We start from the raw sequence: 23,089 nt of genomic DNA, 5'->3' as shown, positions 1-23,089 counted from the left end.
GCCTCATTCACAAGACCGTGCCCAGGGTCTGCTCCAGAGTCCGTCCCAAGACCCTGAGCGCAGGCAGGAGTCGCATGCTCGTTCATCACACGGTCGTTCATCACACGCAATGGTTACGGGAGCAGGAGCGCCATCAGTCACCTCCGGTGTGCTGGGGCATGCAGGCCGTGTGCTCGGCTTCCTGTTGCTGGTCGTGGCCAGCCTGATGGAGCTGATGGCCTGGGCACATTGGCTGGCGCCCATCAGTGATGCCCTGCAATCGGTGCTGGATCTGCAAGCCTTGTTCAGCAGTGAGCTTTCGTCACTGGCCAGCATTCATGGTGGGCTTTACTGGCATCTGGGCGGCGCCTGTCTACAGACCCTGGCGCTTTACCTGATGTTGCCGGCGCGCCTGCAGCAGCGCTTCTCGTCAGGTCTGACCGTGTGGCTCGCTCTGCTCTGTCTGTTGCTGCCGTTGATTGGCGGTGTGGGGCTGGGGCTCTTCGTGATTCCGGGGTTGGCGCGAGCGCGACCGCCAGCGGAAGTCCGCTGGCGTCGTATCAGTGCGCCGGATTTCCCGGAACAGGCTCCGACCTCATTGAACGTGGACAGTCAGGTGTTGCGTGAAGGACTGGCCAGCGTGCTGGAGCAGTCCGGCAATGTGCGCCAGCGTCAGCAGGCATTGATGCAGGCGCGCCATCTGCCGCGTGCACGCGCCGTGGCGCTGATGCGTCAGGGCGTGGGGGATGAGGTGGATGAGGTGCGTCTGTTGGCCTATTCGATGCTCAGCAATCTCGAGGATGACCTGATGGCGCAGCTTGCGGAGCTGGAGCAGGAGCGTGCACAACGTCCAGACCCTGAAGGACGAATCGCGGAAACCACCGCGCAGCTCTATGCCGAATTCGGCTTGATAGGGCTGGCGCAGGGTGGCTCGCTCGATGTGTTGCTCGACAAGGGGCTTGTGGCATTGGATGACGCTCTTTCCCGCAAGGAAACGGCCTCACGCTGGGCCTTGCGTGCACAGCTGTGCCTGCTCAAGGGGCAGCTGGGCGAGGCCCGCGAGGGTCTTGATGCGGCCAGGCGTCTGGGCATCAGCCCCATCAGTCTGGCGGAAATCGAGGGAGAGCTTGCCCTGCGCCAGCGGCACCTGCCGGACATTCGCCAGCTGTTCACCTCTCTCAAGACGCGGGACTGCGTCCCCGTCAGCTTGTTGAAACCCATGGAGTACTGGCAATGAGCCTGCCGCGATTGCACAAGGATGACCCGGCTGCGGATGTGGTGCTGCTGTTGGAAGGCACCTATCCGATGGTGCGTGGCGGGGTGGCAGGGTGGGTCGACCAGTTGATCCGCGGTCTGGCCACGACACGATTTGCCATCGTGTTTCTTGGCAGCCGCCCCGAGGACTACGAGGGCGTGCGCTACGAGTTGCCGGACAACGTCGTGCATCTGGAGTGTCATTACTTGATGGGTGATGAAGACATACATGCACAGCATCAGGTACAGAATCTGCCCAGGATGAAGGGCAAGGGCTGTCCGATGGCCTTCGCGGCCAGTCGTGAGCTGCATGACAATCTCAAGACGGGAGACGCTGCGCCGGAAGATCTCGCCCGCGTCTCACGCCTGCTGGAGGCGCCGGGAGGACTGAGTCGCAAGGACTTTCTGCACAGCCGTCTGGCGTGGGAAGAAATCGTGCGTCATTACGAGAATGACTACACCGAAACTTCCTTCCTTCATTACTTCTGGTCGGTGCGCAACATGCACGCGCCGATGTTCAAGCTGGCAAGTCTCGCCCGTCAGTTGCCGCGCGGACGCAGTCTGCATGCCATCTCGACAGGCTATGCCGGCTTTCTCGGTGCGATGGCGCATCACCACACCGGTGCGCCATTGCAGATCACCGAGCACGGGATCTACACCAAGGAACGCCATATCGATCTGTTGGAAGCGAGCTGGATCCGGACACCGACAGACCCGCTGAGTCATGGACTGCGTTCAGACTCCGGCTATCTGCGTGAACTGTGGGTGCGCTTCTTCCAGAGCCTGGGACGCATGACCTATGCAGCCGCCAGTGATGTGACGACGCTCTACGCCGGCAATCAGCAGCGCCAGCTGCGTGATGGCGTGACGGCGGAGAAGTCGAGCATCATTCCCAACGGCATTCAGCTGGAACGCTTCCGGCGTCTGCGCGAGCGCACCCGGCAGGGACGCGAGCAGGGCAGAATCGTGCTGATCGGGCGTGTCAGTCCCATCAAGGACATCAAGACCTTCATCCGCTCGCTGCGTCATCTGTTGGTCAAGATGCCGCACGCACAAGGCGTGGTGGTGGGCCCCTCGGATGAGAACCCGGTATATGCCAAGGAATGTCATTCACTGGCGCAGCAGCTGATGCTGGATGACCACCTGACCTTCCTGGGCTTCCAGGACATTGATGAGGTGCTGGCCAGTGCCAGTCTGATCGTGCTGACCTCGATCAGCGAAGCGCAGCCTCTGGTCGTGCTGGAGGCACTGGCAGCGGGTGTGCCGGTGGTGACGACAGATGTCGGTGCCTGTCGTGAAATGTTGCTGGGGGATGGCTCGCCTGAGCAGGCTGCCGGGCGCGTCGTGCCCATCGCCAGCCCCGAGCGGGTGGCGGAAGCCGCGGCGGAATTGCTGAATGACCCGCTGGCGTGGCAGTCAGCGCGGGATGTCGGTATCGAGCGTGTCGAGCGTGAATACAGCGATACCCTGATGCTGTCGCGATATCAGGCACTGTATGAGCGCGCGCAGCGTGCCGAAATGACCGTGGCGGAGGAAGTCTGAGATGGCCGGTATCGGATTTGAACTTCGTCATCTGCTCAAGCAGGACACCTATCTCGGGGCCATGCGCGCCTATGGTTACGCGGCGCTGATTGGCTCCGGTCCGTGGGTGATCTCCATACTGGCGGTCATGGCGCTGGGCATGCTCAGTGTGGCCAGTCATGAAGGAGCCAGCTGGACGGCAGACTACATCACGCAATTCTCGGTGTCGGTCACCTGGTTGATCGCGGCGTCGCTGATACTTACCGGGCCTTTCCAGCTGATCTTCACGCGCTATGTGTCGGATCGCCTCTACGAGGGCAATGACGGTGCCATCGTGCCCAACATGCTGGGGCTGATGACCTTGATCACGCTACTGTCCGGTGGGGTAGGGCTTGCGCTGGCATTGACCAGCTTCGCCGAGACACCCTGGGCCTATCGGGTGATGATGCTGATGAGCTTCGTGCTGCTCAGCAATGTCTGGGCGGTGGCGGTCTTCGTGGCCGGGCTCAAGGCCTATCGTCAGGTATTGATGGCCTTCCTGCTGGGTTATCTCACCATGATCGGACTGGGACTTCTGCTCAAGGGATTCGGTCGTGAAGGGTTGCTGGCGGCCTTTGCCATCGGTCAGGCAGTGTTGCTGTTCTATCTGTTGGGGCGGGTCTGTCGTGACTATGCCAGTGACAAGGCGTGGGACCGTGATTTTCTGCGCTGGGGACGTTTCAAGCCGCGTCTGTTCATGATCGGCCTGCTCTACAATCTTGGCGTCTGGGTCGACAAGCTGGCCTTCTGGCTGAGTGATATCACGTCGGTGCAGGTCATCGGCCCTCTGAGAGCGGCGCCGCTGCATGATCTGCCGCTGTTCGTGGCCTATCTGTCGATCATTCCCGGCATGGCGATCTTCCTGATGCGTATCGAGACGGACTTCGCCGAGGGCTGTCGTGAATTCGATCGCTCGATCCGGGCCGGACGTTCGCTGGAGGAGATAGAGGGCTGGCGTCTCAGCATGCTCAGCAGTGTGCGCCGCGGCATTCTCGACATCTTCAAGGTGCAGGGGGTGACGGTCGTGCTGCTGTTGCTGGCAGGGCCGAGCCTGATGCAGCTGCTTGGCTTCTCCTCGTGGTACCTGCCGCTGTTCAATGTCTTCCTGATCGGCGTGGCCTTCCAGGTGCTGTTCATGGCGGTGCTCAACGTGCTGTTCTATCTCGACCGCCTGTCGCCGGCGCTGTGGCTGTGTCTGGCCTTCGTGATACTGAATCTGGGGCTGACACTGCTGAGCCAGCAGCTGGGGACGCAGTACTACGGTTATGGCTATGCGGTCTCGACGCTGCTGGTGACCTTGGCAGGCTTCCAGCAACTGGACCGCGCCTTCCGTGACCTCACCTACATGACCTTCATGCGCCAACGCTGATTCAGGCGCCTGCCTGTCCTGTTTGCTGCGCAACGACGCCCGCCCTCCGAGAATCCCTCGGTCGGCGGGCGTTCTGCTAAACTGCGTGGCCGCCAGCATTGCCTGACAGCGTTGGCTGACTTTCTTCTCATCTTTTGCAGTACGGAGTGCCCGGCATGGCCACATATGACGTCATCATCATCGGCGCAGGCGCGGCAGGCCTGATGTGTGCCGCCACGACAGGCTATCAGGGCAAGCGCGTGCTGGTGCTGGACCATGCCAACAAGGCGGGCAAGAAGATCCTGATGTCGGGCGGTGGACGCTGCAACTTCACCAACCTGGATGCCGGCCCCGCCAACTTCTTCTCGCGCAATCCGCACTTCTGCATCTCGGCGCTCAAGCGCTACACGCCGCATCACTTTCTTGAGCTGGTCGAGCGCCATGGGCTGGAGCACGTCGAGAAGAAGCCGGGGCAGCTGTTCTGCGCCGATTCCGCCAAGGACCTGCTGGCGATCCTGATGACGGAGTGTGAGTGGGCCGGGGCGGAGATTCGCCACAGCACGCGCATCACCTCGCTTGAGCGCGCGGGCGAGGGCATGCGGGTCGAGACCAGCAATGGTACGCATACGGCAGGGCGTGTGGTGGTCGCCACCGGCGGCATGTCGATCCCGACGCTGGGTGCGACCGGCTTTGGTTACGACATCGCGCGCCAGTTCGGGCTCGAGGTCACCGATACCTACGCCGCGCTGGTGCCATTCACGCTGACCTCGCAGTGGAAGGAGCGTCTGTCGCCGCTGTCCGGGCTGGCCTGTGACGTGAGCGTGACGGCGGGCAAGGGCCATTATCGCGAGCCGATGCTGATCACCCACCGCGGGCTTTCCGGCCCGGCGATGCTGCAGGCCTCCAGCTGGTGGACACCGGGACAGCCGTTGAGCATCGATCTGCTGCCAGGTACGGACGCCTATGCGGAGCTGCTGGCCCTGCGTGAGCAACACCCCAAACGCCAGATCGGCCCGTGGCTGGGCGAACGTCTGCCCAGGCGTCTCGCCCAATCACTGATCGAATGGCAGGACGCCGATGCCGGCCGCATCAGCGAGCGCAGTCTGGCCGAGCTCTCCAATGCACGTCTTGAACAGCTGGCCCAGTCGCTCAATCATTGGCAGCTAAAGCCAGCGGGTACCGAAGGCTGGCGCACCGCCGAGGTGACGATGGGCGGCGTGGTCACCGATGCCATCTCCCAGAAGGACTTCAGCGTGCGCGATCTGCCGCAGCTGGCCTTCATCGGCGAGGTGCTGGATGTCACCGGCGAGCTTGGCGGCTACAACTTCCAGTGGGCGTGGTCCTCGGCGGTGGCCTGCGGCCTGAACTGTTGACCTGCACCTTCTCGCCACTGGCTGCGTCTCACGCCATCTGCTGGCGGATGACGGGCAGGCGTTGCTCCACCAGCGTGACGAAGGCCTCGATCACCGGGCGGACCGGTGTGGTCGGGTAGTGCAGCTCAAGCGGTACCGCGCCGAGTGCCGGGCGCAGGGGGATGAACTGGCAGCCATCGCGCTGCAGGCGGCGGATGCAGCCTGGTGCGATGGCGATGCCCAGTCCGGCCGCGACCTCACTGAGCAGTGTCTGCATCAAGGCCGGTTGGCGCTGGATGCGGGGCGAGAAGCCGGCATCGCCGCAGGCGCTGATGATCTGATCGAACAGCCCTGTCGCCTGCCCGCGCTGAAACAGCACGAAATCCTCCTGCGCAAGCTCGCTGAGAGCCAGTCGCTTGCGGTGCGCCAGGCGATGCCTCTCGGGCACCACCGCCATCAGCCTATCCTCATAGACGGCCACGGCGGTCAGGCTGTCACGCTGCTCGCTGGGCAGCGGGCGCGACAGGCCGATGTCGATCTCGTCACGCGCGAAGGCATCCAGCTGCTGCTGGGCGCTCATCTCATGCAATGACAGGCTGACCTCGGGATGGTCGCTGGCGAAGTCGCGCATCAGGCCGGGCACGAAGCTTGCGCAGGCCGAGCTCATGTAGCCGATGCGCAGCGTGCCGGTCTGGCCGCTGGCAGCCATCGCCACGCGCCTGCGTGCCTGCGCCTCCAGCGCCAGCATGCGCTGCGCTTCTTCCAGCAACGCCTCCCCCGGTGCCGTCATCTTCACTTCCCGCGTATTGCGCCATAGCAGCTTGACGCCCAGCTCGGCTTCGAGGTCGGCGATCTGGCGGCTGATGGCGGGTTGCACGGTATGCAGCTCCCGCGCGGCGGCCGAGAAGCTTCTGTGCGTCGCCACCGAGACGAAGGTTTTCAGTGTGCGGAGTTCCATACCGGCCCTCGTGGCTGATTGATGTTCAGCCAGTATAAGTCATATCAAGTATTGTCATTTCTATTATAAGCCTGCACTCGCTAGTCTGAAGGCCTGCCAAACCTCCCTTCACCAGTCTCTGCCGTCTCGCCTTGTCTCCTGTCTCTGGCTGCCTGCCGCTGGTCTTGTCTCGCGAGCACGCAAGCAAGCGAGGGGGCGGGGCGCGTGGCGTCTGACAGGAGGGCCCTGTTTCCGAGTGGAGCCGATATGACGACATCAACTTCCCGAGGAATCGCGCAGGATACGCGCGATTCCTCTCGATCACTTTCTGGCGGCGGGCGTTTCACGCTGCTGGCCATCGCCTGTCTGACCATCATGGTGGGAACCGTGGTCGCGCCGGGGCTTCTGAGCATCGCCTCGGCGCTTGAGGTGGAAAACCATGCCAGCTGGCTGATTACCCTGCCGTCGCTGGGTGCCGTGCTGTTCGCGCCCATCGCCGGGCGCATGATCGATCGCATCGGCGCCTATCGTGCGCTGACAGGCGGGCTGTTTCTGTATGGTCTGCTGGGGGCAGGCGGTGCCCTGCTGGAAGGCACCGTCGTCGTGTTCGCCGATCGCATTCTGCTCGGTGGCGTGACCGCGGTGGTCATGGCGGGCGGCACCACGCTGATCTCCGAGTGGTATCACGGTCATGCACGTCTGGCGATGATCGCCCAGCAGGGCATGTCCATCGAACTTGGCGGCGTGATCTTCCTGTTCGTCAGTGGTGTGCTGGCGGGTATCGCCTGGCAGCTGCCTTTCCTGCTCTACCTGCTGGCCTGGCTACTGCTGGTCATGCTGTGGATGATGGTGCCCAGGCAGTCACCTGCAGCCCCTGATGAAACGGCTGGCAAGTCGGGTCAGCAGGCGCTGTCAGCTTCGCTCACCAGTGTCTATCTGGCGGCGGCCATGGCCATGACCCTGTTCTTCACCGCCATTGTCATGCTGCCCAAGCGCCTGAGCCTGCTGGGGCTGAACGAGGCCTCGACCGGCATCTTCCTGGCGTCGATCTCGCTGGTTGCGGTGGTGGCGGCCATGCTGATGCCGAAGGTCTCACGTGCCTTGCGCGAGATGCCGACGCTGGTATTTGCCTTCCTGTTGTATGCCGGCAGCCTGTTCGTCTTCCAGCAGGCCGAGAACATGATGCTGATGAGTATCGGGGCCGTCTTGTCCGGCATGGGGTTCGGCTTCTCGATCCCCTTGCTCAACCACATGACGGTGGAGCGCAGCCACGCCTCGGTGCGCGGTCGCAATCTCTCCTACCTGACGATGGCGATCTTCCTGGGACAGTTCCTGACGTCCTTCCTGGAGTTCCTGCCCGGTGACGGCAGCAATGTCTTCGGCGCCGCCGCCGTGCTGGGGCTGATCTTCGCGGTGTTCTATCTGGGCGTGTATCTGCTCAAGCGTGACAGCCGCAGCGCTTGATCGCGGTAGGATTCACGGAGCTGCACGTCGCAATGACGAAAAAAGCCCCGCCACCTGAGTGCCAGGTGGCGGGGCTTTCGGTATGTATCGTGATTACTTGTCGAACAATATTCTCAGTCGGCGAATCATCACCCAGCCCATCAGGCCGCGCTTGAGCAGGCTCAGGCCCTTCTTTGGCCGGAAACCGCCCCGCGCCGCGATCAGACCGCCCACCAGCACCAACGGGCCGCGGTATTGCTGGACCTTGGCCCAGCCGCGGTCGATGGGGGCGGTGGCCTCCTTGAGTTCGCGCATCGCATGGCTGACATCGAGGCGCTGCTGACTGATGCGTGCTTCGAGTTCCGCACGTTTGGCGTCACGCGGATGGGCTGACCGACGTCCGTTGCCCTGTACGGGAGGTAGCGCCGGCTCGCGTCGCGCGAGGGATTGTCTGGAAGAACTCATCTCGCCTCCTTGGCAGGCACTGGCAAGCGGGGCATCAATGGTTTTCGCGTTGGCGCTGGCGTTCCAGTGCGTCGGCACGCACATCCTTGAGGCTGTCGCTGTCACGGCTCAGGTTGCTGAGCGTGGAGCGCAGCAGGCTGCGCTGGGAAGCGATCACCTTGACGCGCCAGGCGATCAATCCCCCCAATGCCAGCAGGACGCCGCCGCTCAGAGCGATGGCCAGCAGGCGATGGGTATCCCAGAAGGCCACGACCACCAGCAGGATCGCCAGGCCGATGCCGAAGCAGATCAGCATCAGGGCGATACCCGACAGCAGCAGCATCACGAACAGCCGTTCGCGTTCTTCCTCGAGCTCCAGCACGGCGAGACGCAAGCGCGTCTCGCCACTCTCGACCAGGCTCGCAGTCAGACGTCGGATGGCGCCAAGTACGCGTTCAACCGGCCCTTGCTCCTGCATCAGCGACGGCCAAGCAGCATGCCGACGACGACACCGGCGGCCGCGCCGATACCGACACTGGTCCACGGGTTGTCGTGCACGTAGCGATCAGCGCAATCCACGGATTCGCGTGCGCCAGCGGCGAGGCGATCGCCCTGTGCACTGAGGCGGGCGCGGGTAGCTTCCAGGCGAGTCTGGGCGCGGGCGCGGGCTTCCTTCATGCTCTCGCGGGAATCTTCAGCCGAGGCGTGCAGCAGTTCCTCGACGGTCTGGGACAGATGGCGCAGATCTTCCTTCAGCTGGTCGGTGTTGGCACCGGTCGCGGAAGTGGTGTGATCGCCGATCTTTTGCATAGCCATGGTGTAACTCCTTCCCGTATGTCGAATCAGATTTCGCGAATGGTGAGCGCGGTGTTGACTGCGCTTGACTCTCGAACTCTCTCTTCCCTGGGGCGCCGCAGGCGGCAGGGCATGACCTGAATCCGCTTGCGCGAGACTTCCTGCAAGCATCGTCAGCACGTCGTCATGACGCGTCTTGCGTGGTCATGCACAAGTCGTGGGGGTCGAACGCGACAAACACAAGGGCAAGATGGGCACAGAGCACGATATCGCCATGTCATGTGCGGGAGACATGATCTGGATCATGGGCGTGCCACTGGATCCATATGGGCGGTTCACATGGGCGGTGGTCCACATGGGCGGCGCCTACGGGCGGGGCAGATGGCAAGACGGGCAGCCTGGGCTGCCCGTTGCGGGAGGGTCATGCGAGTGCTTGCGTCAGCACTCTTTGATCAGAACTTCTGGATCAGGTCTCTTTGATCAGGTCTCTGGCGAGCCGGCGAAGAAGGTATTGATCGAGAAGCCCAGGCCAAAGCGATTCACGCTGTGGTCGTAGTCGATCAGGCTCTCACCGTAGCCGTGGTAGTACTGCACGTAGCCACGTACCTTGCCGAACAGCGGGAAGGAGTAGTCGAGCTGGTTGCCGTAATTGCCCTTGGAGGGGTTGCCACGCACCATCCAGGTGAATTCGTGCTGATCCGCGGTATAGCCGACCGTGATGTCGCCGTAGCCGATGTAGTTGTAGAGGTCCGGGTTGTCGTCTTCGTCGGACTCCTCCGGCACGCGCCAGTGCGGCGTGACCGCGATGGCCCAGTCGCCGTTCTGGAACATCATGTCGGCGTAGACGCGGTTCCAGCTGCGCGACAACGGGTCGGAACGGCCATTGGACTGATGCGCGAAACCGATGCGGTTGCGGGTATTGGTCCAGCCGAACAGCTCATAACGATTGTCGAACTGCAGGAAGGCTTCCGGCTCGTAATTGGTCTCGCGGAACGGCGCCGAGGCATCGGAGTTGTAGGCCTGCCACCAGCTGCGCTGGGTATAGGCGAAGAACACGTCGCCATTGTCACCGAAGATGTCATCCATCAGCTCGACCTTGAGGCTGAGCTGATATTTTACCTCGGTCTTGTCCACCTCGCCTTCCCGGGTGACTTCGGCAAAGCCATTGGCATCCGGGTTGGTGTTGTAGGCCCAGGGCAGCAGGTAATTGCGCTTGTAGGCGGTGATGGCCAGCGGATTCTTCTCGGCATCGTCCTCAAGAACGACACGCTCCTTGGCACGCTGCTGAGCCAGGCTTTCATCGAGGGGCGCGTCAGCGCTCTGGCCTTGTGCCCGCTCGGTCTCGGCCGCTTCCGCCGAGTAGCGGTCGTAATCCGCATCGTCCCGGTTGGAGAGGAATACCTGCTCGGTACGCGGGTCACTCTCGACGTCCTGCGCCGTGCCCGGCGCAGAAGCGGCCAGTTCGCGCCACTCGGTCTGGCTCATGGCCCCCGCACGGGCCTGGGCGGCAGTCATGCCCAGTGCTTCGGGAGCGAAGCGCTTGCCGTTGACCAGTACCACGCGTCCCTCGGTATCCATGGTGTAGGGCACGTCGGCCGCTGCCGGTGCGGCAGCACCCAGCAGTACTGTGGCCAGCACTCCCGAGAGGCGTGCAGGGACGGACCGGAATCCGATGGAGGCAAGGCGGAGGGGCATGGAAGTATCCTGTCGGTTACACCGCGGCGGGGGAGCAGGGCATTATGGAGCAATGTTCATGACATGTCTGCCATTCTACTGGCGGCGCAGTGTCCGGTTCCAGCACGAAGATTCCGACAGGTGCGTCGCCTCGATGCGACGATGTATGCCGCTCACGCTGGCCTGAAAGCACCGCTTTTCCATCCTGTCATTCTTTGCTTCATTCTTCACTTCGCTCTCTCGTTCATTCTCCCCCTCATCCTATGCTGGGCGCCGCTGGCAGACGTTTGCCGACAAGGATTGCGTGTGATGCAGCGCCAGTCGACAATGCGGCCCTTGCCCGCGTTTGCGACCTGTCACGATGTCATCCTGCATGGCTGACGGCGGCCAGGCGGGGCAGTGGAGCCGATGAAAAAGCGCGGTGGTGACCATTGAGGAGACAGCTGTGACAGGTAACAAGTCCTTGAGACTGATGATGTTGGCAGGCGCCTTGCTGCTGATGGTGCTGCTGGCCTGGGTGCCGGCCACGGCCAGTGCGGACGCCCCGAAGCGTGCTGATGTCCAGACTCAGCTTGAAGACCTGCAGAGCGTCGAGAAGCCGGATGCCGACACGCGTCAGCGTATCGCGGACCTCAAGGATACCCTGACGGTGCTGGACGACCTCGCCGAGGCCAGCAGCAGCCTGAGTTCTCTCAAGAATGAGGTCAAGGAGGCGCCGGCGGAGCTGGCGAAGGCACAGGCTGAGCTGGCGCGTCTGCCCCAGGATTACACCCCACCCAGCATCGCGTCACTTGAAGGCGAGTCGGTCGAGGCCCTGGACAAGCGCATGACCTCGATCCTGGACTCGCTGCAGAACCTGCAGGACAAGCTGGCCGACACCAACCGGCGCCTGATCAATGCCCAGAGCCTGCCGGAGCGTTCGCGCTCGACCCTGGCCGATGCTCAGCAGCAGGTGCAGCGCCTGCAGACCCAGCTGGGTGGCAACACCGATGACGACCTGTCCGGCACCGGACGTGATCTGATCGAGGCCCGTCTGGCATTGGCCGAAACGCGTGGCGAACTGAGTCATTCAGAGCTCAATTCAAGCTCTCTGCTGCGTGAGCTGGCCCAGGTGCGCAAGACACTCTACAGCCGCCAGATCGCCAATCTGGAGCAGGACCTGGAGCAGATCCAGACCCTGGTCAACGACAAGCGCCGCAACCAGTCCGAGCAGACCATCGCCGATGCCACCAGTGGCGAGAACGCCGCGCTGGCCGACAATCCCATCTTCCAGCAGGTACTCAACCGCAACCGCGAGCTCAGCAGCCAGCTGCTGGCGATTACCGATCGCGTCAATGCCGTGATTCGCGATGGGCTGGAGGTGCGCACCCAGCTTGATCGTGTCACCCAGGTCGAGCGCACCATGAGCGAGCAGATCGAGGCCATCAAGGGCAGCGTCCTGCTGGCGCGTATCCTGCGCGAGCAGCAGAGCCGCCTGCCGCAGGTCGATGTGCGCAAGGACTTGAAGGAAGAGATCGCCGACCTGCGCCTCAAGCAGTTCGAGCTCAACAAGGTGCGTGAACAGCTCGCCGATATTCCGGGCTATCTCAATTCGCACGTGCTGGGCGAGGCCGCGGCGCTGGAGCGCCCCGGCGGCAATGCCGATGTCAGCCAGGTCAGCGCCGAGCTGCGTCAGGCATTGATCGGTCAGCTGGAGGCGCGCAAGGAGCTGGTCGACAAGCTCGACAAGGAATACGACAGCCTGTTGGCACGTGCCATTGACCTGCAGCTCAACCAGCAGCAATTGCTCGAAGTCTCCGGACGTCTGCGCCAGACCATCGAGGAGCAGCTGTTCTGGGTCGCCAATGGCAAGCCACTGGATCTGGAATGGCTGTCACGCACCCCGGAAATGCTTGCCGAAGAGCTCAAGCCCACCGTCTGGCGCGGCGTGGTGGCAGGGCTGTCCAAAGGCTTCCAGCTCAATGACCTATGGGTGGCGTTGCCGGGCTTGCTGCTGCTGATCTTCATCACCTGGAAGCGCTCGCGCATCCGCGCGCGCCTGGCGGATCTGCACGCCCAGATAGGGCGCCTGAAGCAGGATACCCAGCTGCATACGCCACGCGCCATTCTGCTCAACGTCCTGTTGGCCATACCCGGCGCGCTGGCGCTGGCACTGGTCGGCAGCGTGCTGTCGCTGGGTGAAAGCGTCATGCTGTGGGCGCTGGGGCAGGCGCTTTTGAAGCTTTCTCTGGCGTGGGGCATCTTCGCCATCTTCCGCCGGCTGCTGGTCAAGGACGGCGTCGCCGAGCGTCACTTCCAGTGGCCGGCCACCTACGTGGCGGAGCTGCGCCGCCACATCTGGTGGCTGGGCTTCGCGCTGCTGCCGGTGGTGCTGACCACCAACATCATCAGCGAGGCTGACCTCAATCTGCTCGAACGTCCGCTGGGGCTGGCCATTCTGTTCGTGGGCCTGATGGCGATGAGCTTCTGTCTGTCGCGGCTGATACTGGCCCACGTCCCCTTCTTCGGCCTCAAGCTGTTCCGACTGATTCTGGGGCTTGCGATGGCGCTGGTGCCGGTGGCGCTGGGCGTGCTGATCTGTCTTGGCTACGAGTACACCGCGCTGCGCCTGTGTGGCCGCTTCATTACCACCATCTTCCTGTTCGGAGCCTGGATTCTGGTGGAAGCCACCGTGGTGCGTGGTCTGGCAGTCGCTGCGCGTCGACTGGCGTATCGTCGCGCCGTGGCGCGTCGCCGCGCTCAGGTTCAGGAGGGCGCCGAAGGCGGTGTCGAGGTGGTGGAAGAGCCGCCGCTGGACATGGAGCAGGTCAACTCCCAGTCATTGCGTCTCTCGAAACTGATTCTGGTCATCAGCTTCCTGGCGATCTTCTATGTGGTGTGGGCCGATCTGCTCAATGTGCTCAGCTATCTCGACAGCGTGGTGGTGTGGGAAATCGCCGCCTCCGTCGAGGGCGATTCGGCGACGCCCATCTCGCTGGCGGATTTGATCGCGGGCATGATCACCCTCGCCGTGGCGGTGATGATGGCGCGCAACCTGCCGGGCCTGCTGGAAGTCTCGATCCTGTCGCGGCTCGAGCTCAAGCAGGGCTCCAGCTATGCGATCACCTCGCTGCTGTCCTATGTGATCATGGCTACCGGTTTCGTGATGACATTGGGCAGCATGGGCGTTAGCTGGGACAAGCTGCAGTGGCTGGTGGCGGCGTTGAGTGTCGGGCTGGGCTTCGGTCTGCAGGAGATCTTCGCCAACTTCATCTCGGGCCTGATCATCCTGTTCGAGCGCCCGGTGCGCATCGGCGACACCATCACCATCGGCAACCTGCATGGCACGGTCAATCGCATCCGGATTCGCGCCACCACGGTGACGGATTTCGATCGCAAGGAGATCATCATCCCCAACAAGACGTTCGTTACCGACCAGCTGATCAACTGGTCGCTGTCGGACAACGTCACGCGGGTGGTGCTCAATTTCGGTGTCGCCCATGGCAGCGATCTGGACTTGGCGCATCGTCTGTTGATGCAGGCTGCCCAGGAAAACAAGCGGGTGCTCAAGGACCCGGAGCCACTGGTATTCTGCCTGACCTACAACCAGGACAACTTCGGTTTCGAGCTGCGCATCTACGTCAATGACCTGACCGATCGCCTCTACGCCACCGATGAGATCAATCGCTGGGTCGATGCACGCTTCCGCGAGCACGGCCTCAAGGTCGCCTTCCAGCAGATGGATGTCTGGCTGCATCGCGCCGATGGCACCGAGCGCCTCGTCGAGCAGCGCAGCGCCTCGGCGGAGCCATTGCGCCCCGCCAGCGGCTCATTGGAAAGCAGCGAGGCGGAAAGTACGCAGTATCAGAGCAGCGAGCACCGGGAAGGTGGCGCGCTGATCGCGCGCCGCAAGCCCGCTGATGGTCTGGCAGGCCGTGAGGACGCCGGGCTGCGTGAGGCCGCACCGAATGCCGAGGACGGCGACGGTGACGGCGGCGGAGATGCTGGTGGCCGTTGATGCCGAGGCCGCTGCTCATGTCATTGAGTGCCGTATGCCATCACGCACAAGGCGCCCCGAGGGGCGCCTTGTGCGTGATGGGCACGGTCCTGTGTCCAGTGCGCCCGGTAATGGCGCCTTTTGCAGATCGAGCCGTGAAAGAGAGGGTGTGCTAGTCAGGCCTGACGACACGGATCATTGGTTCAATTCTGGCGGCGTTGCTGACGGGGGCTGGCCCTGACCCTGACCCAGGCTCGCCTCACCGGCAACGGGAGCGGGTGCCTCGAATTCCAGCACCCAGCGGCTCAGGAAGCTGGCCTGCTTGAGGCGATCGAGTGTCGCCAGCAGGCCAGGGCCGATCTCGATCGGGCGTAGCGCATCGCCCAGCTGCTCGCGCATATGCTGGGCACTGCCCTTGCCACGCACCTCGGGGTGCAGCGCGCCCAGCTGACTGTCGCTGGCCACCGCCTGCTGGCCCTCCAGACTCAGCCACCAGTCGAGAAAGGCTTCACCGGCCTCGGGATGAGGCGCCTGCTGGGGTATGAAGGCCAGCCGGCGCTGAATCAGCACATAGTCTTCCGGCACGATCACCACCAGCTCCGGATGGGCGCGGGCATAGGTCACCGCGTAGGGGCCGACCAGGTTGTAGGCAATGTCCACCTCGCCGCTGGCCAGCGCCTCGAGCATGGCACCGGTGGTGCTGGCCAGCCTGGCATCGGCCTGTCCCATGGCGCGGACCAGCGTCCAGTAGCGCGGCGATTGCCGGGCGTCGGACACGGCATAGGTAAAGCCGGAGCCGCTGCTGCGCGGGTCATAGCTGATGATGCGGCCACGCAGCTGCTCGCGGCGCGTCTCGAGCAGGTGCCAGAAGTCGCGATGACTGCGCAGCACATCGAGGGGATTGCGCAGGCCGTCGAGGTCCGCCAGGCGCTTGAGCGCATCGCGTCGTGCCACCATCACGATCGGCTCGAAGCTCATCGCATACAGCTCATTGCGCCAGCGTGAGTTGGCCGGCCAGGCGGTCAGGTTGGGGGCCTCGAGTGCCAGAGCATGACCCTGATTGGCGAGTCGGTACTGCAGCCCCATGGCCGAGGAGATCATCAGATCCGCCTGCGGTGTCAGCGGTGCCTGCAGGTACTGTGCTTCAAGTCCCAGTGCGGAGCGATTGACGTAGTGCAGCACGCGCTCAGGATGCTGGCGGCTGTAACGCAGCAGCAGCGGGCGAATCTCGGGCAGGTCCAGCGCGGCGTGTATCGTCAGGTCTGCCGCGAGGCTTGCGTCGCTGTCAGGCGCGGGCGCCGTGACTGGCTGGCCGCCCTGCAACCACAGCGATTGATGTTCTTCGAGCAGCGGATCGAACGCCGCCCGGGCCCCCGCCTGGGTTGCGGCCTGACTGACGGGACTCAGAAGCATGGCCAACCCCAGGCAGACCACCAGTCCTCCAGCGCGCTGTCTGGCCGGGCCCTGATTCACAGGACCGTGACTGTCAGAGCCGTGACTGTCAGAGCCGTGACTGTCAGGGCGCTGCCGCCCGATTCGCGGTCGTCGCGCTAGCATGCTGTGCCTCCTGTCCTTGCAGGCTTGCCGGCCTGTGCCGATTCATCGTCCCCATCCACTCTCACCTCAGGCGCTGCACAGGGTGCCAGATGCAGACTGACGCATAGCCCGCTGGACGCGCCTGTCTCGTCTGTCTCGTCTGTCTCGCCTACGTCGTCTGCGTCGGCTGCGTCGGCTGCGCGGGTTGCATCTTCTGTACAGGACGCAGGTTCCGCAGTCTGCGGCACGCTGCGTGCTGTCGCGTCGCTGAGCGTCAGGCGCGCATCATGATGTCGCGCGATGCCATCGACGATCGCCAGCCCCAGTCCGGCACCCTCGTGATGCTTGAGCTCATCGGGCTGCTGCGCTGGCATCTGATCGTGACTGTCCGGCTGGGTGTTGCGGTGGAAGGGGCGCAGCACCAGCAGGCGTCGCTCGGCGTCGATGCCCGGGCCGTCATCCTCGACACTCAGGCGCCAGCGGCCCGCCAGCGTGGCACTGTCCGATAGTGCTGGAAGAGCATCGCTCGGCGCCGCCATCCGGTTCAGGGTGAGTGTGACGGTGCGCGCTCCGTGCTTGCAGGCATTGTCGATCAGATTGGCCAGTGCCTCCTCGAGCTGCCACTCGACGCCCAGCGTCCAGGCGGCACCGTCGATGTCCGGGGCGATCTCGAGGCCGAGGTCCACCCCGGCGCGATCACAGCGCAGGAACAGGCGGCTGACGGTGGCGCGCGCCAGCGCCGACAGCTCCAGCGGCACGCGCGGCGGCTGCACCTCCGGGTTGTTGAGGCGTGTCAGCGACAGCAGTTGATTGGCCAGATGGGCGGTATGGCTGGCGGTGGCCTGCATCTGGCCCAGCGCGGCATGCCAGGCGCTGGGGTCCTGCTGACGCAGTGCCAGCTCGGCGTGAGCGGAGAGTCCCGCCAGCGGGGTGCGCAGCTGGTGCGAGGCGTCGCCGATGAAGCGCTCCTGATTGGCGCGCACGCGGCGCATGCGCGCCAGCAGGTCATTGATGGTGTGCTTGAGTTCCTCGAGCTCGCGCGGCAGGGGCAGGTTGAGCGGCGCCAGACTGCGCGAGTCACGTTCGCGAATGGCGCGCCGCAGGCGGGTCAGCGGCGACAGCGCCAGCCGGACGCCGATCAGCACCACCAGCAGTGCCAGGGTTGCCATCCCCGCCAGACGCACCAGTGAGCCACTGAACAGCTCACGCGTCAGGGTGTCTCGCCCCTCGCGGGTATGGGCGACGCGAATGCTGTAGCGCTGGCCGTGGCGTGGGTCGTCGCCCCAGCCGCCCAGCCGGGTATCCAGGCTGCCCAGCCGCAGTGTCTGTCCCTGCCAGGCGATATCGCGAAACGACAGCTCGCCGCTGCGTCCGAGCGATTCCTGTGGGGCCAGGCGACCATCGGCGGCGCGATTGGCGTCCGGCAGGTGGGTATTGCCGGTGACCTGCTCGCCATCGGCGTCCACCAGGCTGTAGAAGACGCGTTCCTGGGCATCGGTGGCCAGCATCTCGAGGGCGGCGGGCGGCAGGTCGAGCCATAACTGGCCGTCCTGCCATTTGACCTGTTCCGCGATGGTGACCAGCGAGGCCTCGAGCAGCCGGTCGTAGGCGCGGTCCGCTGCCTCGCGCGCCGACAGGAAGGCCTGCACCAGCAATAGAGTGCCCAGCGCCAGCAGGGGCAGCAGCAGCCAGCTCAGCAGACGTCGATAGAGGCTGATGCTGCGTTTTGCCGCCGACTGCGGGCGTGGTGAGGGTGCGGAATTCAAGCGCGGCCGTCCGTGGTCTGTTCCAGTAGATAGCCAAGGCCACGGATGGTTCGCAGATTGACGTCGCTGCCTTCCAGGCGCTTGCGCAGGCGATGCACATAGACCTCGATGGCGTTGTCGCCCACGGCTTCCTCCTCACCGAAGGCCTCGCGGGTCAGACGCGCCTTGTCCACCGGCTCGCCAGCATGCTGGATCAGACAGCCCAGCAGGCGCTGCTCGCGGGGCGGCAGCGCCAACGGGGCATCGGCGAGCAGAAAGCGTGCATTGAGTGGCTCAAAGGCCAGGCTGCCGAGGGTCAGGCGTGGGGCGATGCCAGGCGAGGGCGCCGGCTGCTGGCTGGCCTGCTGACTGGCCTGAAGAGTGGCATGGCGGCGCAGCAGGGCGCGCACGCGGGCTTCCAGCTCATCGAGCACGAAGGGCTTGGCAAGATAGTCATCGGCGCCGAGGTCCAGCCCGCGCACGCGATCTTCGATGGCGCCACGCGCGGTGAGAATCAGCACTGGTGTCTGGCGATCATGCTGGCGCAGCGCGGCGAGAATCTCGAGTCCGGAAGCACCGGGCAGGTTGAGGTCGAGCACGATCAGCGCGAAGCCGTGATCGCGGCTGGCCGCCAGGCGGGCAAGCGCCGCGGCGCCGTCGGCCAGGTGGGTGACCGCAAGCCCCTCGGCGCAAAATACGCTGCACAGCGTGCTGGACAGCAGGGCGTCGTCCTCGACCAGCAGCAGGGCCGGGGGCGGGGCGGTGGCTGGGCCATGCGCTGATGCGTCAGCCGCTGAGGCGTCAGCCGCTGAATCGTCAGTCGCTGAGGGGAGTGAGTCGGGAGAAGTCATCCGGGCTCCGCAAGGGCGCGTCAGGTACGCGACAAGAGTGATGAGAGTCAGGCTCAGGGCCGGTCTGCGACCTGCACGGCCCGCTTGAAGGCACAATATTGCCTCAAACAGGCAGCCAATGGCGCTTGCGCCAGCGTATCATTGGTGGCCTGTTTCGTGTCGCTGACAAGGAAGCCAGCATGCCATCCATTCCGCCATTGCAGCGCCTCAAGGCGCGCGCCTCTCGTCTCTCGCCAGCCCATTGGTTCACGGCTGTCATGTCGCTCAAGGCTGTCATGTCGCTCAAGGCTGTCGCGTCGTTCAGACCGCTGCTGACCTCGCTGGCGCTTGGGGTGGTGGGCGGCTGGCTGTTCCAGCTTACCGGCATGCCGCTGGCATGGATGCTGGGGCCGCTGGTCGCCAACCTGCTGGGCGCGATGGCCGGGCTCAAGCTTGGTGTGCCCGATCGCTTGCGCAACCTGTTTCTGGGTGTACTGGGTCTGACGCTGGGGGCGCGCGTCTCGCCGGAGCTGGTCTCGCACCTTTCCAGCTGGTGGTTGTCGGCGTTGCTGCTGCTGGCGGGGGTGTGGGTCTCGACGCTGGTCTGCGCCGCCTGGTATCGCCGCTGTGGTTTTGACGCCACCAGCGCGTGGTTCTCCTCGGTGCCCGGCGCGCTGACAGCGATGGTGGTAATCGGCGAGCGCATCGGTGGCGATCCGCAGCGCATCGCGGTGGCGCAGTCGTTGCGGGTGCTGCTGGTGATCATGATTCTGCCACCGCTCTATTGGGTGCTGGAGGGCGCGGCGGGTACGCCCGGCATCGGCAGTGATGTGGCGGTAAGCGGCCTGTGGCTGATCGCGGTGCTGCCGATGCTGCTGCCCCTTGCCAGGCGACTGCGCATTCCCAATGCCTCGCTGCTGGCGCCGCTGTTGCTGGCACTGGTGCTGTCGCTGGGTGACGTGGTGCGTTTCTCGCCACCGGTATGGGGGACCGATGTCATGCAGCTGATACTTGGCTGCGCCATCGGGGCGCGCTTCAAGGGCCTCAAGCCGCGTGTGCTGGTCGGGGTGATGGGCCAGTCGGGCGTGGCGACCTTGATCGCGCTGTCGGTGCTGGGCTGTTTTGCCGAACTGATCCATCAGCTGATGGGCGTGCCGCGTGATGTGGCATTTCTCGCTCTGGCCCCCGGCGGTATCGGCGAGATGGCGTTATTGGCGGTGGCGCTCGATCTCGACCCGATCTTCGTCGCCTTCCATCACCTGCTGCGCCTGATCGTCCTGATGCTGTTGCTACCGGTGATGACGCGTCATTTCCGTCACCGCCGAGCGCGTGAGGCAACGCAATAACCCGAGGCGTGATCTCCCCTTGTGAGGGCGGCGATGCGCTGTTATAGTGTGCGCCTTGATCACGCCAAGTGCTTGAAGTTCAAGCGATTGGCTCGGTAGTTCACCGAATGATCATATCTGTGGTGGCCCTGTCGGTCCTCCCGCAATGCTAGGCTGCAAACCCCGCCAGGCCCGGAAGGGAGCAACGGTAGTGGCTGACGCGTGTGCCGGGATGTGGCTGATGGGGCCGCCTCCATTTCAGGGCCCTGAAAGTGGCTGCTCATGAAATGTCCGTATCATCCCGTCTGCTGTACAACGCGCTATCTCGAGCCCTCGCAAGCCCCCCGCTTCACGCTGCCTGAAGCCTTTCGCTACACCCTCGCTGTCTGAATCTGTCATCTCCTGCCTGTCCCGAGCCCCGCTTGGCGTTTCGTCGTGCCCGCAATTCGGGCCGGGTGCCACACCTGTCATCCGGCGTCGCGCCACCAATCCTGCTGCGCAAGTGGCATCGTGCTTTGAAGCCACTCGGCAAGTCGCTAGAATGAGCGCATTCTCAGCGAGGCCTTGTCATCGGTCTCCGTCTGTCGACCGTCGGTGGTGAAGTCCAACCGGGTCGTGCAGGTTTCAGCTCATGTTTCAGATCGCCCAAGGAATGCCCCGCTCAATGAGCTATCAGGTATTGGCGCGCAAGTGGCGCCCGCGCAATTTTCACGAACTGATCGGTCAGGAGCATGTCAGCCGTGCGCTGGTCAATGCCCTCGATCAGGGGCGCCTGCACCATGCCTATCTGTTCACCGGGACCCGCGGTGTCGGCAAGACGACGCTGGCGCGCATTCTGGCCAAGTGCCTGAACTGTGAAGAAGGCGTCAGCTCCAGGCCGTGTGGCGTGTGTGGCACCTGTCGCGAGATCGATGAAGGCCGCTTCGTCGACCTGATCGAAGTCGACGCCGCCTCGCGGACCAAGGTCGAGGACACGCGTGAGCTGCTGGACAACGTCCAGTACGCCCCGACCCAGGGCCGCTACAAGGTGTACCTCATCGATGAGGTGCACATGCTGTCGACCCACAGTTTCAATGCGCTGCTCAAGACGCTGGAAGAGCCGCCGCCCCATGTGAAGTTCCTGCTCGCGACCACGGATCCGCAGAAGCTGCCGGTCACCATCCTGTCGCGCTGCCTGCAGTTCACGCTCAAGAACATGCCGCCGGTGCGTGTGGTCGAGCACCTGTCTGACATTCTCGCCCGCGAGGAAGTCAGCTTCGAGGAAGACGCGCTGTGGCTGCTCGGCAAGGCCGCCGATGGCTCGATGCGTGACGCCATGAGTCTGACGGATCAGGCGATCGCCTTCGGCCATGGACAGGTGCGGCGCGAAGATGTCGCCGCCATGCTCGGCACGCTGGATCACCGCCATGTGCTGGCGCTGCTGGAGTGTCTGGCCTCGCTGGATGCCGCGAGTCTGCTGGCGGAGGTCGCGACACTGGCCGAGCAGGGGCCGGACTATGGCGGGGTGCTGGACGACATGGCCTCCGTCTTCCATCGCCTGGCGATCGCCCAGATGGTGCCGAGCGCACTGGACAACGGCCATGGTGACCGTGATGCGCTGCTGGCACTGGCCAGCCGCTTCACCGGCGAAGACGTGCAGCTCTATTATCAGATCGCCCTGCAGGGACGTGGCGACATGGCCAACGCCCCCGATGCGCGCACTGCGCTGGAAATGACGCTGCTGCGCATGCTGGCCTTCCGCCCGCAGGGCGTACCGCGCCCGGCGCAGACGCCGCTGCCGATGACCGGCCAGGCGGAGGGTGCGAACGCGCCTGGCGCTCAAGCCTCGGCGCCTGTCCAGCAAGCGCCCGTCCAACAGGCTTCTGTTCAAGCAGCTCCGGCTCAGCAGGCCCCTGTTCAAGAAGCCCCGGCTCAGCCTCAGCAAGCGCCGGCGGCCCCGGTGGCGTCCGCGCCCCAGCCTGCTGCACCAGTTGCTGAGCCAGCGACCGAAGCACAGCCGCCGATGGCCGACGAGCCGCCCCCGTGGGCGACGGAGGACGTTCCGCAGGACGCCCGGGATGCCGGCTTTCGCGACGTAGCACAAGACGCGCCTCAGCCAGCGGCCGCGCCAGAACCGGAACCAGCACAGACAGCGGCTCCCGCACAGGCGCCGGCTGCGCCCAGCTCGGCGATGTCACGCCTGAGTGCCGCCTTCGGTTCGTCAGCACAGCCAGAGGCTGCTGAGTCATCGGCCCCGCTGCCCCCTGAAGCTGAAATGGCAGCGCCAGCACGACCCGAGCCCGCTGCATCGCCGGCGCCTGAGCCGGTCGTGTCTGAGTCTGTCACGCCCGAGCCGGTCGCCAGCGAGCCGGCCGTGGCAGCGCAACCAATGCCGGAGCCTGCTCCCGCACCGGAGCCGGCACCTACGGCAGTGCCTGCACCAAGTGCCCCGAGTGCCGATGGTCGCTTGAATCATGCGGCGTGGCTGGAGCTGTTCCCCTCACTGGGGCTGGGCGGCATCACGCGCAATATCGGCGCGCATTGCCTGGTCGAGCACGATGACGGCACCCACCTCAAGTTGAGGCTGGACCCCGCCCAGTCGGCGATGATGGCCGAAGTCCATCAGGATCGCATTCGCAAGGCGCTGGCGGGCCAGGGCGTGGAGCGTGTGCTGGAGATCAGCGTCGCGCCGCTGCCGGAAGGTCTGGAAACGCCGCACAGTCGTCGCATTCGTCTGCTGGGTGAACGTCACGTGCGCGCGGTTGAAGCCTTGCGCGCTGACCCGCATATCCAGTCCATGGAGCAACAGCTGGGCGCGCGCCTGATCGAGGAGAGCGTCAACTCCTTCGAGCCGGACGATTTCTGACGCTCCGGGCAGTTTCGACCGAGTGTCGACGGTGCCGGTCACCACT

General features: G+C 64.3%; 16 protein-coding genes and 1 other RNA gene. 9 read left to right on the top strand and 8 right to left on the bottom strand.

Annotated features, from left to right (window positions below):
• Positions 1-109 precede the first annotated feature (109 nt).
• The 4 genes from CDPAHKCJ_RS05360 (at position 110) to CDPAHKCJ_RS05345 (ending at position 5,514) form a co-directional block, all read left to right on the top strand.
• Positions 110-1,216: a hypothetical protein gene (locus CDPAHKCJ_RS05360; protein WP_166018953.1), complete on the top strand. Its 1,107-nt coding sequence runs from the start codon at positions 110-112 to the stop codon at positions 1,214-1,216.
• Positions 1,213-2,775, top strand: a complete 1,563-nt coding sequence (pelF, locus tag CDPAHKCJ_RS05355) for a GT4 family glycosyltransferase PelF (protein WP_166018952.1) — start codon at positions 1,213-1,215, stop codon at positions 2,773-2,775. Before CDPAHKCJ_RS05360 ends, pelF begins: the two co-directional genes overlap by 4 nt.
• Before the next feature lies 1 nt (position 2,776).
• Positions 2,777-4,162 carry an exopolysaccharide Pel transporter PelG gene (gene pelG, locus CDPAHKCJ_RS05350; RefSeq protein WP_166018951.1) on the top strand — a complete coding sequence of 462 codons (1,386 nt, stop codon included), beginning with the start codon at positions 2,777-2,779 and terminating at the stop codon, positions 4,160-4,162.
• Positions 4,163-4,317: 155 nt separating this feature from the next.
• Positions 4,318-5,514: an NAD(P)/FAD-dependent oxidoreductase gene (locus tag CDPAHKCJ_RS05345; protein WP_166018950.1), complete on the top strand. Its 1,197-nt coding sequence runs from the start codon at positions 4,318-4,320 to the stop codon at positions 5,512-5,514.
• Positions 5,515-5,542: 28 nt separating this feature from the next.
• Here CDPAHKCJ_RS05345 and CDPAHKCJ_RS05340 read toward each other — a convergent pair whose 3' ends face one another.
• Positions 5,543-6,451: a LysR family transcriptional regulator gene (locus CDPAHKCJ_RS05340; protein ID WP_166018949.1), complete on the bottom strand. Its 909-nt coding sequence runs from the start codon at positions 6,449-6,451 to the stop codon at positions 5,543-5,545.
• 246 nt (positions 6,452-6,697) lie between these two features.
• Between CDPAHKCJ_RS05340 and CDPAHKCJ_RS05335 the strand changes: the two genes are divergently transcribed.
• The gene (locus CDPAHKCJ_RS05335; RefSeq protein WP_166018948.1) at positions 6,698-7,894 is read left to right on the top strand and encodes an MFS transporter; all 1,197 of its coding nucleotides are present in this window, start codon (positions 6,698-6,700) and stop codon (positions 7,892-7,894) included.
• A 93-nt stretch (positions 7,895-7,987) separates the two neighbouring features.
• Here the strand turns inward: CDPAHKCJ_RS05335 and CDPAHKCJ_RS05330 are convergent, their stop codons facing one another.
• The 4 genes from CDPAHKCJ_RS05330 to CDPAHKCJ_RS05315 all read right to left on the bottom strand — a co-directional run bounded on the left by CDPAHKCJ_RS05330 (position 7,988) and on the right by CDPAHKCJ_RS05315 (position 10,807).
• Positions 7,988-8,338, bottom strand: coding sequence for a YqjK-like family protein (locus CDPAHKCJ_RS05330; protein ID WP_166018947.1), 351 nt, complete (start codon positions 8,336-8,338; stop codon positions 7,988-7,990).
• A 34-nt stretch (positions 8,339-8,372) separates the two neighbouring features.
• On the bottom strand, positions 8,373-8,795 hold the full coding sequence (locus tag CDPAHKCJ_RS05325; RefSeq protein WP_166018946.1) for a phage holin family protein: 423 nt from the start codon (positions 8,793-8,795) through the stop codon (positions 8,373-8,375).
• Positions 8,795-9,133 (bottom strand): DUF883 family protein, encoded by a 339-nt coding sequence (locus CDPAHKCJ_RS05320; protein WP_082388358.1) that lies wholly within the window; start codon positions 9,131-9,133, stop codon positions 8,795-8,797. Before CDPAHKCJ_RS05320 ends, CDPAHKCJ_RS05325 begins: the two co-directional genes overlap by 1 nt.
• Before the next feature lie 459 nt (positions 9,134-9,592).
• Entirely contained in the window at positions 9,593-10,807 is a 1,215-nt protein-coding gene (locus tag CDPAHKCJ_RS05315) for a phospholipase A (RefSeq protein ID WP_240916658.1), read from the bottom strand.
• Between the two features lie 424 nt (positions 10,808-11,231).
• Here CDPAHKCJ_RS05315 and mscK point away from each other — a divergent pair, with 424 nt between their 5' ends.
• Complete coding sequence (mscK, locus tag CDPAHKCJ_RS05310; protein WP_346773895.1) at positions 11,232-14,783, top strand: mechanosensitive channel MscK; 3,552 nt, start codon at positions 11,232-11,234, stop codon at positions 14,781-14,783.
• A 174-nt stretch (positions 14,784-14,957) separates the two neighbouring features.
• Here the strand turns inward: mscK and CDPAHKCJ_RS05305 are convergent, their stop codons facing one another.
• The 3 genes from CDPAHKCJ_RS05305 to CDPAHKCJ_RS05295 all read right to left on the bottom strand — a co-directional run bounded on the left by CDPAHKCJ_RS05305 (position 14,958) and on the right by CDPAHKCJ_RS05295 (position 18,894).
• A complete protein-coding gene (locus CDPAHKCJ_RS05305) occupies positions 14,958-16,175 on the bottom strand; it encodes an ABC transporter substrate-binding protein (protein WP_166018945.1) in 1,218 nt (405 codons plus the stop codon).
• A 137-nt stretch (positions 16,176-16,312) separates the two neighbouring features.
• Positions 16,313-18,064, bottom strand: coding sequence for a sensor histidine kinase (locus tag CDPAHKCJ_RS05300; protein WP_205700789.1), 1,752 nt, complete (start codon positions 18,062-18,064; stop codon positions 16,313-16,315).
• Positions 18,061-18,894, bottom strand: coding sequence for a response regulator transcription factor (locus CDPAHKCJ_RS05295; RefSeq protein ID WP_166018944.1), 834 nt, complete (start codon positions 18,892-18,894; stop codon positions 18,061-18,063). Before CDPAHKCJ_RS05295 ends, CDPAHKCJ_RS05300 begins: the two co-directional genes overlap by 4 nt.
• Before the next feature lie 179 nt (positions 18,895-19,073).
• Between CDPAHKCJ_RS05295 and CDPAHKCJ_RS05290 the strand changes: the two genes are divergently transcribed.
• The 3 genes from CDPAHKCJ_RS05290 to dnaX all read left to right on the top strand — a co-directional run bounded on the left by CDPAHKCJ_RS05290 (position 19,074) and on the right by dnaX (position 23,043).
• Positions 19,074-20,219, top strand: coding sequence for an AbrB family transcriptional regulator (locus CDPAHKCJ_RS05290; RefSeq protein WP_346773894.1), 1,146 nt, complete (start codon positions 19,074-19,076; stop codon positions 20,217-20,219).
• 129 nt (positions 20,220-20,348) lie between these two features.
• Positions 20,349-20,445: signal recognition particle sRNA small type (gene ffs, locus CDPAHKCJ_RS05285), an RNA gene on the top strand.
• Positions 20,446-20,862: 417 nt separating this feature from the next.
• A complete protein-coding gene (gene dnaX, locus CDPAHKCJ_RS05280; protein WP_166018943.1) occupies positions 20,863-23,043 on the top strand; it encodes a DNA polymerase III subunit gamma/tau in 2,181 nt (726 codons plus the stop codon).
• Positions 23,044-23,089 lie beyond the last annotated feature (46 nt).

It is taken from the genome of Cobetia sp. MB87, assembly GCF_011319755.1.
Lineage (GTDB): Bacteria > Pseudomonadota > Gammaproteobacteria > Pseudomonadales > Halomonadaceae > Cobetia.
This window is presented reverse-complemented; position numbering and strand designations above follow the sequence as displayed.

Excerpts from the sequence above, each read along its gene's own strand:
- dnaX (WP_166018943.1), top strand. The coding sequence starts at position 20,863 with ATGAGCTATCAGGTATTGGCGCGCAAGTGGCGCCCGCGCAATTTTCAC.
- CDPAHKCJ_RS05305 (WP_166018945.1), bottom strand. The coding sequence starts at position 16,175 with ATGCTTCTGAGTCCCGTCAGTCAGGCCGCAACCCAGGCGGGGGCCCGG.
- CDPAHKCJ_RS05330 (WP_166018947.1), bottom strand. The coding sequence starts at position 8,338 with ATGAGTTCTTCCAGACAATCCCTCGCGCGACGCGAGCCGGCGCTACCT.
- CDPAHKCJ_RS05325 (WP_166018946.1), bottom strand. The coding sequence starts at position 8,795 with ATGCAGGAGCAAGGGCCGGTTGAACGCGTACTTGGCGCCATCCGACGT.
- CDPAHKCJ_RS05290 (WP_346773894.1), top strand. The coding sequence starts at position 19,074 with ATGCCATCCATTCCGCCATTGCAGCGCCTCAAGGCGCGCGCCTCTCGT.
- CDPAHKCJ_RS05360 (WP_166018953.1), top strand. The coding sequence starts at position 110 with ATGGTTACGGGAGCAGGAGCGCCATCAGTCACCTCCGGTGTGCTGGGG.
- CDPAHKCJ_RS05335 (WP_166018948.1), top strand. The coding sequence starts at position 6,698 with ATGACGACATCAACTTCCCGAGGAATCGCGCAGGATACGCGCGATTCC.
- CDPAHKCJ_RS05345 (WP_166018950.1), top strand. The coding sequence starts at position 4,318 with ATGGCCACATATGACGTCATCATCATCGGCGCAGGCGCGGCAGGCCTG.
- CDPAHKCJ_RS05295 (WP_166018944.1), bottom strand. The coding sequence starts at position 18,894 with ATGACTTCTCCCGACTCACTCCCCTCAGCGACTGACGATTCAGCGGCT.
- CDPAHKCJ_RS05340 (WP_166018949.1), bottom strand. The coding sequence starts at position 6,451 with ATGGAACTCCGCACACTGAAAACCTTCGTCTCGGTGGCGACGCACAGA.
- CDPAHKCJ_RS05320 (WP_082388358.1), bottom strand. The coding sequence starts at position 9,133 with ATGGCTATGCAAAAGATCGGCGATCACACCACTTCCGCGACCGGTGCC.
- pelG (WP_166018951.1), top strand. The coding sequence starts at position 2,777 with ATGGCCGGTATCGGATTTGAACTTCGTCATCTGCTCAAGCAGGACACC.
- pelF (WP_166018952.1), top strand. The coding sequence starts at position 1,213 with ATGAGCCTGCCGCGATTGCACAAGGATGACCCGGCTGCGGATGTGGTG.
- CDPAHKCJ_RS05315 (WP_240916658.1), bottom strand. The coding sequence starts at position 10,807 with ATGCCCCTCCGCCTTGCCTCCATCGGATTCCGGTCCGTCCCTGCACGC.